Here is an 11909-nt window from a genome sequence, read left to right as displayed (position 1 = left end):
TCAGCGGTCCGGCACTGAAGGTTGCGAGGGTTGCGCAGGTGGAGGAAGCACGAGCGGGCCTCTCTTGTCGAGAACCTGCGCGAGCCGCCAGCCACGAAAGCTCCAGGCGCGCCACTTCTTCTGTTCGGCGATATAGTCGTCGATCATCACCTGGTCGGCCAGATAGGTGGTCAGGATTCCGTTTTTATGGATGTAGTAGCGGTCGAGGGCCGGCATGGCGACGGCGCCGAGCGAGCGCAGATACTGCGTGTCGAGCGGCGTGCCGGAGCCGGTCATTTCGAGGGAATGGTCGACATTGTAGCTGGCGATCAGCGCGGCGAAGTTGATGAAGCAGCAGCCATAGAGCGTCGCTGAAAGCGTCAGAAGATTGGCGGAAAGCAGCCATTCATTGGGTTTTTCCAGCGCGATGCGGGCAATGATGAGGGCAAGGCCCGCCGCCACCAGCCCCATCCAGACGAAGGCGGCGACGCGCCAGTAGGTCAGCGCATAGATGCCGATATAGAGGTCGAGCCGCAGGATCGACGAGACGACCAGCGCGATGTTCTGCGCCACCCAGGCATAGACCAGATACCGGATCAGCGGATCGCCTGATGTCTCGCTGCCAGGCCTCAGCGCCGCCAGCACGAAGCCGGCGGCAAGCAATGCCGTGATGACAAGCGGATAGGCACCGCGATGCGCATAGGCGGCATAAGTCAGGCCATCGGGCAACGCGATGCCGCCCCAGAGATAGGTGGCGTCGAGCGCGGTCTGCACCGCAAACAGGATGTTGAAGATGATGAGCGCGCGCAAAATCGCGGCCTTGCCGAAGACGATGTCCTCGATCGTGGTGACGGCTTTTGCCGACGGCCGCACATTGGCGGCCGGCATCAGACGCGGAATGCGCCGGACAAAGCGGGGCAGGCGCGGCCGCAGGAAGGCCCAGACGCCGGCGAGAACGACCAGCCAGAAGAACAGCCGGGGCAACTGGATGAGCTTGAGCAGTGCGAAGCGGTCGATCAGCGAAAACCAGTATTCGATGACCGGATTGGCGGCGCCGAACAGCGCGACGAACACCACGCCGAGCACCAGCGGCATGATCCACACGGCGATTGCCGCGAAGCGGATGCGGCGCTGGCCAAGCCACCGCGTCGCTTTGCGCCAGCGCAAGAAGTCATGGGCGAACCGAAAGGGTGCTGCGAGCGCGAAGGCCAGAAGCTGACCGGCAATGCGGGCAAGGTTGCGCCGCAGCCGCTGGGTTAGCGAAAGCGCAAAGACGGCCAGAGCCGCAAGCCCGATCGAAACGGACAGGACGCTGACATTTTCGATGAGCGGCAGCAGCGCGGCCAGCAGGGCGGCTGGCTTCAACCAGACCCTGATGTCGCTGAGAGCGGAAGGATGGACAGCCACGACCGCACCGGCGATCAGGATGGCGAACAGGAAGAAGTTGATGCCGGCGGGCTGGCCGTAGAAGAGGAAATCCGCCAGTGCGGCAAGCACGACGGCGACGCCGAAACGGCTGCAATAGCTCGGCGCGAGATACGATGTCATGACCGGACTTTCGTGATCGCCCGGCCGGGATATCTGGGCGCGAGCGTTGGGAGGAAAGGGAGAAGGGTGGCGAGGCGCGTCCCAGGTGGATCGATAAGCCACCAGCCTTCGTTTCGGAGCCGATACGGCAGCTGCCAGCGGGGATTTTCTTGATCTTGCATGCTTGCCTCTTTCGCGCGCCGGCAAGGACGCGGCGGGGCGGACCGGAGGAGATTTTCTGCAAGGAAGTGCAGTTTTTGTGCAGGCAAGAGTAGGCACTGTCGGCGAAGCTGCCGATCTAGGCTTTCGCTCTACGATGTACCCCACCCCTAACCCACAAGGGGGAGGGAGACTTCCGTTGGCGCTGACCTCGGGCAATTGCCTGTCTTTCAGCGCTAAATAGGAAGTAAGGGCGCGCGGCAGCGTTCCATCCCCCTTGTGGGGAGGGTTAGGGTGGGGTTCCTCTTCGCAAGAATCCAAATGCGGTCGCCCTGCCTGCAAGCGGGAGATCGGATGTCGCTACGGCTTTCGCCAATCCATACAGGAACCTGCGTGCTTGCCTCAGCCCGCCTCAGGCGGCATAGATCGGACATGACGCAAACCTATCGCCCGCGCCGCTCGGTGCTCTACATCCCGGCCTCGAACGACAAGGCGCTGGCCAAGCTGCCGTCGCTGGCCTGCGATGCCGTCATCATCGATCTCGAGGATGCCGTTGCTCCGGCCGACAAGATCGCCGCGCGTGAAAAACTGGCGGGCATTTTCGCCGACCGTCCTGGGCGTTGCGAGATGGTCGTGCGCGTCAATGCGCTGCCCAGTGAATGGGGCGCCGACGATTTGCTGGCCGCGGCGAAATGCGAGCCGGACGGCATCCTTCTGCCCAAGGTCGACAAGCCGCGCGACATCCTGGAGGCCGGCGATGTGCTCGACGACAATTTTGCCCCGGACGAGGTGAAACTCTGGGCGATGATCGAGACGCCCAAGGCGCTGCTCAACATCGGCGCCATCGCCGAACTCGGCCTCGATCCGGCCTCGCGGCTTAATTGTTTCGTCGCCGGAACGAATGATCTGGTGAAGGACACCGGCATTCTGGCCACGCCGGACCGGCGCTATCTCGTGGCGTGGCTGATGCAGATGGTGCTGGCCGCGCGCGCCGGCGGCCTCGATATGCTCGACGGCGTGTCCAACGATTTTCGCGACCTTGATGCCTTTGCGCGCGAATGCACGGAAGCGGCCGCCATGGGCTTCGACGGCAAGTCGCTGATCCATCCGGCCCAGATCGAGGCGGCCAACCGCGCCTTTGCGCCGTCCGTCGAAGCATTAATCGAGGCGCGCGCGGTGAAGGACGCCTTCGCGCTGACTGAGAATGCTGGGAAGGGCGTGATTGCGCTGAATGGAAAAATGGTCGAGCGGCTGCATCTGGCGCAGGCCGAAAAACTGCTGGCAAAGGCCGCCGCCATCGGGGCATCATAGGCTAGCGGGCGATGGCAACCACGACAGGGTCGAAGAATGAAACTCTACCGCTTTTTGTCCGCTCCGGACGACAACAGCTTCTGCCACAAGGTGACGGCGGCGCTGAACAAGGGCTGGCACCTGTTCGGCTCGCCGACCTATGCCTATGACAAGAAGACCGAGTCCATGCGCTGCGGCCAGGCCGTGGTGAAGGATGTCGAGGGCCAGGAATACGGACCGGACACCAAGCTCAGCGACTGGTAGGCGGCCATACTAAGCACATCCCTTCGAAAGGCCGGCGGGACAGCGCCCCTTCTGTCCTGCCGGACATCTCCCCCGCAAGGTTCCGCAGGGGGAGATCGGCTGTCACCAATGTCTTCGCCAACCTTCTGGTGTCACCCCCTACCCCGCGCGCGCGGCCGGTCCGAACCGCTGTCCAGCCAGGCCAGATCATCCGGCGACAGCGCGATGTCGAGCGCTTGCAGGCTGTCGTCCAGTTCACTGAGCGTGCGCGGGCCGATCAGCGGAACAGATGGAAAGGGCTGCGCCAGGACATAGGCGAGCGCGACATGGATCGGCGCCTTGCCCAGCCTGTCGGCGAGCTCGATCGCCCGGTCGCGGCGGCCGAAATTCTTCTCCGAATACCAGACCCGCACCAGTTCCTCATTGTCCAGCCGGTCGCGCCCGGCGCGCTCGGTGAAGAAGCCTCGGCCCTGGCTCGACCAGGCGAAATTCGGCATTTGCCGGGCGCTCAGCCACGCCTTCCAATCGTCGCCGGAGGCGGTGACGCAGCCGGCCCAGATCGGCTCCAGCATTTCGGCCAGCGAGAAATTGTTGGACAGCGCGCCGGGCTTCTGCTTGCCGGTGCGCTCGGCATAGGCAATCGCCTCGTCCATGCGTTCCATCGTCCAGTTGGAGCCGCCGAACGGACCGCGGATGCGGCCGGCCTTGGCTTCCCGGTCCATGGCGTCGACGAATTCGCCGACCGGTACATCCGGATTGTCGCGGTGCATGAAATAGATGTCGACATGGTCGGTCTGCAGCCGGTCGAGCGACTGGGCGAGTTGCTTGCCGATGACATCGGGATAGCAGAGCGGCGAATGCGCGCCCTTGGCGATTACCACCGATTGCTCGCGCACGCCGCGATTCCTCAGCCACTCGCCAAGCAGCGTCTCGGTATAGCCGGCGCCGTAGACGTAGCCGGTGTCGAACAGATTGCCGCCGGCCTCGAAAAATGCGTCGAGCAGGATCGAGCCCGAGGAGAAAGTTCTGAAATCCTCGAAGCCGAGCGCCAGACAGGAAGCCGGTCGCCGCAGGCCCGGAATCTGGCGTTTCGGGATGGAGGCGCCGTCGGTGCGCAACCGCCGGCCGGAAATCGTATTGAGGCGTTTTGCCGGCTTTTCGATTTCATATTCGAGGCCGACAGCAGCGCGCCATCTGTCGAGCACGCGCAGAGTGCCGAGACTGTCGGCCCAGCCCATGCCCGGCCAGGCGAACTCCTGCTGCCCAGCAAGGATCGCTTCGCCGGCGCCATCGACCTCGAAGGAATAGAGGTGACGCGTTTCGTTGACGCTGATGGTTTCGCGCGTGCCGTCGGGCCGGATCAGGTCGATCTTGCCCAGGCCAATTTCGCGGTTCCCCCCGGCGAACCAGAAGTCCGGCACTTCGATGCTGCCCTTGGTGCCGAGGATGCGCAGCATATTGTCCTGATCGAGCGAGATGCTGCAGGAGACCTCGGCGACGATGCCGCCGGGGAAATGCAGCAGCGCCGAGGCCCATTCGTCGACGCCGGACTGGCCGAGATGGGCGGTGCCCACCACCTTGTCCGGCTCGGCGAAAGGCATTCCCGCTGCTACCCCGGCAATCAGCCGCACCATCGAGACGGGATAACCGCCGACATCGAGGATGCCGCCGCCGGCGAGATCGTTGGCATAGAGCCGGTGTTCCGGCATGAAGCCCGGCATGGCGAAGCCGAAGCTCGACTTGATCATCCTGATCTCGCCGATCGCGCCCGACTGGACCAGATCGACCAGCTTCAGCGTCTGCGGATGCAGCCGGTACATGAAGGCTTCACCGAGAAACGTGCCGGCCTTGCGCGCCGCATGGACCATCGCGTCGGCTTCGAAGGCGGTCAACGCAAGCGGCTTTTCGCAAAGCACATGTTTGCCGGCTTCGGCCGCCTTGATCGCCCATTCGGCATGGCCGGGATGCGGTATCGAAATGTAGACGGCGTCGACATCCGGGTCCGCGAGCAAGGCTTCGTAGGCGTCGAGAATGCGCGTGCCGGGGAAAGTCTCCGCGAGGCCTGCTTTGCCGGGGTTGCGGGCGCCGAGCGCCACCAGCGTGCCGGTGCGCGACTGCGCCACGCCGCCGGCAAAGGATTTGGCGATGCTGCCGGGCCCGAGAATGCCCCAGCGAATTTTTTCCAGTCTGGAACTCATGTCAAATCTCCTGAGATCGCTGGCGCGATCGGGTAAAATTGGCGCTTAGCGAATGCGTGCGCCTGACGTGTCGAAGAGCAGCGACTTGCCGGCCTTGATCGACACCACCAAATGGTCGCCGCTCGCCCGCTGCCGCGAGGCCTCGCGCTCGATGATCAATTCCTCGTCTCCAGCGTCGGCGTAGACGTAGCTCACCGATCCCAGGTGCTCGGCGACATCGGCCTTGACCGATATGTCGCAGTCGCCCTGGCCGGCGTCGAAAAAGTGCTCCGGCCGTACGCCGAGAACGACATCGCTGCCGACTTTGGGTGGAGCTTGCGCAAGCGGCTTGCACAGCCGGGCGCCGTGATGGTTGACGAGTTCGATGGTCGCCGCGCCGTTCTCGATACCGATCACTTTTGCTGCCATGAAATTCATCTTCGGCGAGCCGACGAAACCGGCGACGAAGCGGTTGGCGGGGTCGTCGTAGAGATCGAGCGGCGCGCCGATCTGCTCGATGTAACCGGCCTTGAGCACGACGATCCGGTCGGCCAGCGTCATCGCCTCGGTCTGGTCGTGGGTGACGTAGATCATCGTCGTTCCCAATTCCTTGTGCAGGCGCGAGATCTCGACCCGCATCTGCACCCTGAGTTCGGCGTCGAGATTGCTCAGCGGCTCGTCGAACAGGAACACTTGCGGTTCGCGCACGATGGCGCGGCCGATGGCGACGCGCTGGCGCTGGCCGCCCGACAATTGCTTCGGGCGCCGCTGCATCAGTTCGGCGATGCACAGGATCTCGGCGGCTCGGCTGACGCGCCGGTCGGTGTCGGCCTTCGGGTTGCCGTTCATCCTGAGACCGAAGCTCAGATTCTGCTCGACCGTCATGTGCGGATAGAGCGCGTAGGACTGGAACACCATGGCGATGCCGCGATCGGCCGGCTCGACATCGTTCACCACCTTGCCGCCGATGGCTATCTCGCCGCCGCTGATGTCCTCCAGTCCGGCGATCATGCGCAGGAGCGTCGATTTCCCGCAGCCGGAGGGGCCGACGAAGACGACGAATTCGCCGTCCTTGATGTCGATGCTGGCGCCATGGACGATCTCGTAGACGCCGAAGCGCTTGACGACATTGTTGAGTGTGACGCCTGCCATGCCGACCCTTACTTGACCGCGCCGGCGGCGATGCCGGCGATGAAATGACGTTGCAGGAGCACGAAGACGACCAGCATCGGCACCGTCAGCATGACGGCGCCTGCCATGATGCCGCCCCACGACACTTTGGTCAGGCCGATCAGCGTGCCGAGCGCCACGGGCGCCGTCATCGCGCCGGGCTGGCTGTTGATCAGCAGCGGCCAGAGATAGTTGTTCCAGGAAGCCAGGAACAGGATGATGGCGAGCGCGGCGAGCATCGGCCGCGCCAGCGGCAGCGCGACGAAGAGGAAGATGCGCCATTCCTTGACGCCTTCGACGCGGGCGGCATCGAACAGCTCATGCGGCATCATCGAGAAGGCCTGCCGCATGAACAGCACGCCCAGCGAATTGAACAGCGGCGGCACGATCAGCGCCACCCAGGTGTTGGCGAGCTGGAAGTCGCGCGCCACCATGATGAATTGCGGGATCAGCACCACCGCATAGGGCAGCGTGATGGTGCCGAGAATGATGGCGACGACCATGCCCTTGCCGAAGAACTGGTAGCGCGCCAGCGCCCAGCCGGCCATCGAGGTGAGCAGCACGGAGAGGAAGGTGTAGGTCACCGCCACCGACACCGAGATGCTGATGGCGCCGACGAAATTGGTGCCGCGCTGCAGATTGTTGAAATTGTCGAGGAAACCGTCATGCGGCAGAAGCTGGATGCCGGGGCTGAAGATGCCATTGTCGGGCATGGTCGAAAACACCACCATCATCCACAGCGGAAACAGCCAGAGCAGCGCCAGCGGCGTCAGGAACAGATGCAGCGCGATGCTGCGCGCGAGCCGGGCCTGGGACAGCGAACTCATTTCGGGTCCCTCGTCAGCCACAGCTGCACCAGCGTGATGGCGATCGCCAGCCCGGCCATTGTGTAGGCGATGGCCGAGGCGTAGCCGAAATTGAGCGACCGGAAACCCTGGCGGTAAAGCAGCAAGCCGAGCGTTTCGGTGCCGCCGCCGGGGCCGCCGCGTTCGGTGATCAGGAACGGCTCGGTGAAGAGCTGCATGGTGCCGATGATCGACAGCACGGCGCAGAAGACGATGACCGGCTTCAAGAGCGGCAAGGTGATGTAGAAGAACTGCTTCACCTTGCTGACGCGGTCGAGCGTCGCCGCCTCGTAGACATCATCGGGGATCGATTGCAGGCCGGCCAGCAGGATGATGGCGTTGTAGCCGGCCCAGCGCCAGGTTACCGCGATCATGATGACGGCCATCGCCGGCGTGACGTTGGAAAACCAGTCGATCTTGGGCACGCCGACGCTGTTCAAGAGTTTGTTGACGATGCCGAAATCGAGGTTGAACATCAGCCTGAACACCGCCGAATAGGCGACCTCGCCGACCACGACCGGGGCGAAGAAGGCAAAGCGGTAGAGGCCGCGCGCTTTCAGCAGTGGCGAGTTCAACAGCACCGCCATGACGATCGCCAGCGAAATCATCACCGGCACCTGGATGACGAGGATGAGCAGCGTGTTTTTCAGCGCGTTGAAGAAGGCGGGGTCGCCGATCAGGCGGCCCCAGTTGAAGGTGGGCGCGAATCGCCACGGCACGGTGCGCGTCGCCTGGAAGGAGATCAGGAAGGAACTGATGATCGGCCATACCCAGAAGACCGAGAAGATCAGGAGATAGGGCGCGAGGAAGCGGTAGGCCGTGGCATTTTGAGTGCGCATTGTTACCTCCTTCCGTTCTGTATCGCGCCCGCTGGGGGATCAATTGTCGAGACCGGCGCCGCCCCTCGTTGCCCTACCGGGCATTTCTCCCCGTAAACGGGGAGAAAGAAGCTGGCCGCAACCTCGGTACCTGTCCTGCATCATTGCTGATTGGCGAAACCGTTGATGACAGCACCCCTCTCCCCGTCACTATACGGGGAGAGGATGCCGGCAGGCAGGTGAGGGGCAGCGCCAACGTTATCCAGCTCGCCAGCTCACTCCTTGACCGGCAGGCCGGTCGCCGAGGCGATCTGGCTGGCGGCGTCGTCGAGCGCCGCCTTGGCGTCGGGATAGCCGCCGCCGAGATATTTGGTCTGCACCGCGCGCATGATGATCTCGGCATCGCTCTGGAACGGCGTGCCGCGGCTCGGCGCCACCTTGGGCAGGGTGGCGAGAATGTCCTTCCACACCGCCTGGCCGCCCCAGTAGGGCAGGCCTTCGGAGACATAGGGGTCGTCGAGCGCGGAGATCAGCGAGGGCACCAGGCCGAAACCCTTCAGCATGGCGATCTGGCCTTCATTGGTCTCCAGCGTGTATTTCAGATAGGCGTAGGCGGCTTCCTTGTTCTTCGACGCCGCGGTGATGGCGAGCGAGGAGCCGCCGAGATTGGCGGCGCGTGGGCCGTCGGCGGTCAGGCTCGGCATAGGATAAACGCCCCATTTGCCGTTTTCGCCGGCCGATTCGGTGCGGATGGTGCCCTCATACCAGCCGCCATAGACCTGGGTGGCGACCGTGCCGGCGGTGTTGTTGGTGATCTTGGTGCTCCAGTCGGCCGAGGTGATGATGCCGGCGTCCTTCATCTCCTTGATCTTGGCCAGCGTATCGACGCATTTGGGCTGATTGACCGTGATCGACTGGCCGTCGGCGGCGAAATAGGCGCAGCCCTGCTCGTTGGAGATCATGCGGAAGAATTCGGTGTCGCCGTTGAAATCGGCGTTGGTCATGGTCACGCCCGGATTGGCGGCCTGGATCTTCTTGCCGGCGGCGATGAAATCGTCCCAGGTCTTGATCGAGGCGGGATCGACGCCGGCCTTCTCATAGAAATCGCGGCGGTAGAAGGCCGCGACCGGACCGGAATCCCATGGCATGGCATAGGCCTTGTCGCCGACTTCAAGCTCGGTGCGCTTGAAATCGGGGAATTTTTTCTGGTCCTCGGCGCTGTAGCCGAGCGTGCGCAGGTCGACGAAGCAGTCGGGGAACTGGCTCCAGTAGTTCTCGGCCTCGCCGTTCTCGATCGAGACGATGTCGGGCAGCCCGACGCCGCCGGCGGCGCAGCCGGCGATCGACTTGTCATAGGTCGGCTGGTTGCCGAGATCCTGGACCGTGACCTTGATGTCGGGGAATTGCTTGTTGAAGCCTTCTACGGTGGCCTTCAGCGACGAAGCGGCGATGTTCCAGCTCCAGATCGTGATTTCGCCGGACTGCGCAAGAGCCGGGCCGGAGCCCAGGGCAAGCACGAGCGCGGCGCAGGTCAGTGTGGTGCGCATTGAAATCCTCCCATTTCATTTGCTCTCTCACTGTGAGCATGGCTAGACTAAGCAGCGCGGAAGGCTTGTCCCCGTCAAAGGGAATAAGAAATTGGCGGAAAGTAAGATGCCGGAACGGCCGTTTTATCAGCCTGGCGCCAGCAGCGTGGAAGGCCTGCCGCTGGCCCTGCAGATGTTCCACAACCATCCGCTGGTGATGCTCAAGCCGCATTGGCATGCCCAGGTCGAAGTGAACTTCATCGTACGCGGCACCGTCCACTACCGCATGAACGATCACGAGATATCGCTCTCGGCCGGCGAGATGTGCCTGTTCTGGGGCGGCCTGCCGCACCAGATGGACGATCTAAGCGACGATGCCATCTATGCCGGCGCGCATCTGCCGCTGGTGCACTTCTTCCGGCTGCATCTGCCCGCTGACATCAGGCACCGGCTGATGACGGGTGCAACACTGGTGACATCGGCCACCGACCGGTCCGACAATGACAGTTTCGAGCGCTGGAACCGCTATGTCCGCTCGGGCGATCCGGCCAGGACCGAGCACGCCGTGAACGAGCTTCTGCTGCGGCTGGAGCGGGTGCGGTTCGAGCCCTACCGGCTGGTGCCGCAAACGCCGGCCGGGCAGGAAACGGGCAGCCCGTTCGATCAGCAATCGTCGCGCAATGTCGGGCGCATGTGCGACTTCATCGCCGAGAATTTTCTCTATGACATCGATTGCGTGACCATCGCCGCCGCCGCCGACATCCACCCCAAATACGCCATGAGCCTGTTCAAGAAATCGACGGGGATGACGCTCAACGAATATGTCAACCTGTTGCGGCTGAGCTACGCGCAGGCGCTTTTGATGCACCAGGACGCCAATGTGCTGCGCGTGGCCATGGAGAGCGGCTTCGGCTCGCTCAGCGCCTTCAACAAATCATTCCGCAAGCTCGCCGGTATGTCGCCGTCGGATTTTCGCAAGGCCGGCGTCAGGTAGTTCACGACGCTGCGCCTTCGTTCAGGGACCGAATACCACAAGTTCGGTGAACGTCAGATCGCCAAGCGAGGGTGGCTTGGGGCCCTTGAAGTATTTCAGCCCCTTGTTGGGTCGGTACCACCCGACCAGACCTGCAATCGGCTCCTTGGCGTCGACGAGGCAAAGCAGGATTCCGCTCCGCAAGAGAAAGCGCCCCATGGCACCGGCGCACCGGCTCAGATCCGCGAGAGAGCGGCAATAGATGATCTGATAGCATGGGACAAGACCACGCAATATTCGGCGCGGCATCAACACCAGGGGAAACGCTGCTCCGTCGCAAATGCAAATCAATGACAGGCAGCCCAGCGCGGCGTGTTCCAGGAGTATGTATCTTTCGCTGTCGGGCAGCATCGCCATTTCCGCAAGATCGGGACGAACTTCGAGCACGCGACGTGACCGCTGCACCGAATTCAAAGCCGGCAAGAAGGCAAATTGTCCATTGGAAAAGAGGCGAAAGCCGAGCGCCCGGTTGGCCTTCAATGTCGCGGGCGCCGGCGAGATGTTCGTGTAGGTCACATCCCTTCGCTTGAGAACCGTCGCAACCAACATGGCGCCATAGGGACGGAACTCCGCATCGACGGACCAGCTTGAAAGGTTGCAGCGGATCTCGTCGCCTTCCTGCCCTTGATAACGGGTATAAAGGGTCAGGACGACGCCGACGATCCGATCAGCCTTCTCCAAAGCAAAGCCGTATCGCTGGAATTCGTCCACGGCAGGCCGCTGCGACAAACGGATCAGCGCCTGTGTCCAATAACTGCGGTTCCGCTCGGGAAAGCCCCTGCACAGGCAGTCGACCACTCCTTCCCAGTCAGCTTCGCAAATTGGTCGACAGCGAAGATCGGGAGGGAGAGCGCCAAGGACGGCCAAAAAAATCAACTCCAGAATACAACAACCCCGACAGATATTGTTGGTGAACAACGATTAATAATCTGTGCCGCATTTAAAAGCGATTTTCCGCACTGAGGCGGCCTGCCGCACCGGATGGACAATATGTCGGACGGACCCCGACTGGCGCGTCAAGTCATTGTTTTCGTGCCTGTCGCTGTCCTAAAACCGCTGTGGGGCGACGTGCTAAAAGCACCGCCGGCCGGAGCCGGCGGTGCTCCCTGGACAGTCTATAGGGGCAGGACAGTCCAATGATC

Annotated in this window: 10 protein-coding genes; 3 read left to right on the top strand and 7 right to left on the bottom strand. The window is 62.9% G+C overall.

Features of this window, described 5'->3' with window-relative positions; translation table 11 throughout:
* Positions 1 to 1527: a DUF4153 domain-containing protein gene (locus MESS2_RS06355; RefSeq protein ID WP_008873322.1), complete on the bottom strand. Its 1527-nt coding sequence runs from the start codon at positions 1525 to 1527 to the stop codon at positions 1 to 3.
* 570 nt (positions 1528 to 2097) lie between these two features.
* Here MESS2_RS06355 and MESS2_RS06350 point away from each other — a divergent pair.
* Together MESS2_RS06350 and MESS2_RS06345 are read left to right on the top strand one after the other, a co-directional pair.
* On the top strand, positions 2098 to 2976 hold the full coding sequence (locus MESS2_RS06350; RefSeq protein ID WP_008873320.1) for an HpcH/HpaI aldolase/citrate lyase family protein: 879 nt from the start codon (positions 2098 to 2100) through the stop codon (positions 2974 to 2976).
* 36 nt (positions 2977 to 3012) lie between these two features.
* Positions 3013 to 3219 carry a DUF1737 domain-containing protein gene (locus tag MESS2_RS06345; RefSeq protein WP_008873319.1) on the top strand — a complete coding sequence of 69 codons (207 nt, stop codon included), beginning with the start codon at positions 3013 to 3015 and terminating at the stop codon, positions 3217 to 3219.
* Positions 3220 to 3350: 131 nt separating this feature from the next.
* Here the strand turns inward: MESS2_RS06345 and MESS2_RS06340 are convergent, their stop codons facing one another.
* The 5 genes from MESS2_RS06340 to MESS2_RS06320 all read right to left on the bottom strand — a co-directional run bounded on the left by MESS2_RS06340 (position 3351) and on the right by MESS2_RS06320 (position 9755).
* A complete protein-coding gene (locus MESS2_RS06340) occupies positions 3351 to 5396 on the bottom strand; it encodes an aldo/keto reductase (protein WP_008873318.1) in 2046 nt (681 codons plus the stop codon).
* Between the two features lie 45 nt (positions 5397 to 5441).
* On the bottom strand, positions 5442 to 6527 hold the full coding sequence (locus MESS2_RS06335) for an ABC transporter ATP-binding protein (RefSeq protein ID WP_008873317.1): 1086 nt from the start codon (positions 6525 to 6527) through the stop codon (positions 5442 to 5444).
* A gap of 8 nt (positions 6528 to 6535) precedes the next feature.
* Positions 6536 to 7372 carry a carbohydrate ABC transporter permease gene (locus MESS2_RS06330; RefSeq protein ID WP_008873316.1) on the bottom strand — a complete coding sequence of 279 codons (837 nt, stop codon included), beginning with the start codon at positions 7370 to 7372 and terminating at the stop codon, positions 6536 to 6538.
* Positions 7369 to 8229, bottom strand: a complete 861-nt coding sequence (locus MESS2_RS06325) for a carbohydrate ABC transporter permease (protein ID WP_008873315.1) — start codon at positions 8227 to 8229, stop codon at positions 7369 to 7371. Before MESS2_RS06325 ends, MESS2_RS06330 begins: the two co-directional genes overlap by 4 nt.
* A 254-nt stretch (positions 8230 to 8483) precedes the next feature.
* A complete protein-coding gene (locus MESS2_RS06320) occupies positions 8484 to 9755 on the bottom strand; it encodes an ABC transporter substrate-binding protein (RefSeq protein WP_008873314.1) in 1272 nt (423 codons plus the stop codon).
* Between the two features lie 106 nt (positions 9756 to 9861).
* Here MESS2_RS06320 and MESS2_RS06315 point away from each other — a divergent pair, with 106 nt between their 5' ends.
* Positions 9862 to 10728 carry a helix-turn-helix domain-containing protein gene (locus MESS2_RS06315; RefSeq protein WP_008873312.1) on the top strand — a complete coding sequence of 289 codons (867 nt, stop codon included), beginning with the start codon at positions 9862 to 9864 and terminating at the stop codon, positions 10726 to 10728.
* A gap of 21 nt (positions 10729 to 10749) precedes the next feature.
* Here MESS2_RS06315 and MESS2_RS06310 read toward each other — a convergent pair whose 3' ends face one another.
* A complete protein-coding gene (locus MESS2_RS06310; RefSeq protein WP_008873311.1) occupies positions 10750 to 11565 on the bottom strand; it encodes a hypothetical protein in 816 nt (271 codons plus the stop codon).
* Between the last annotated feature and the right edge of the window lie 344 nt (positions 11566 to 11909).

Source organism: Mesorhizobium metallidurans STM 2683 (genome assembly GCF_000350085.1).
Classification (GTDB): Bacteria; Pseudomonadota; Alphaproteobacteria; order Rhizobiales; family Rhizobiaceae; genus Mesorhizobium; species Mesorhizobium metallidurans.
Note: the sequence above shows the minus strand (reverse complement) of the source record. Positions and strands in the feature narration are given on the sequence as shown.

Excerpts from the sequence above, each read along its gene's own strand:
- MESS2_RS06320 (WP_008873314.1), bottom strand. The coding sequence starts at position 9,755 with ATGCGCACCACACTGACCTGCGCCGCGCTCGTGCTTGCCCTGGGCTCC.
- MESS2_RS06335 (WP_008873317.1), bottom strand. The coding sequence starts at position 6,527 with ATGGCAGGCGTCACACTCAACAATGTCGTCAAGCGCTTCGGCGTCTAC.
- MESS2_RS06330 (WP_008873316.1), bottom strand. The coding sequence starts at position 7,372 with ATGAGTTCGCTGTCCCAGGCCCGGCTCGCGCGCAGCATCGCGCTGCAT.
- MESS2_RS06350 (WP_008873320.1), top strand. The coding sequence starts at position 2,098 with ATGACGCAAACCTATCGCCCGCGCCGCTCGGTGCTCTACATCCCGGCC.
- MESS2_RS06315 (WP_008873312.1), top strand. The coding sequence starts at position 9,862 with ATGCCGGAACGGCCGTTTTATCAGCCTGGCGCCAGCAGCGTGGAAGGC.
- MESS2_RS06355 (WP_008873322.1), bottom strand. The coding sequence starts at position 1,527 with ATGACATCGTATCTCGCGCCGAGCTATTGCAGCCGTTTCGGCGTCGCC.
- MESS2_RS06340 (WP_008873318.1), bottom strand. The coding sequence starts at position 5,396 with ATGAGTTCCAGACTGGAAAAAATTCGCTGGGGCATTCTCGGGCCCGGC.
- MESS2_RS06325 (WP_008873315.1), bottom strand. The coding sequence starts at position 8,229 with ATGCGCACTCAAAATGCCACGGCCTACCGCTTCCTCGCGCCCTATCTC.
- MESS2_RS06345 (WP_008873319.1), top strand. The coding sequence starts at position 3,013 with ATGAAACTCTACCGCTTTTTGTCCGCTCCGGACGACAACAGCTTCTGC.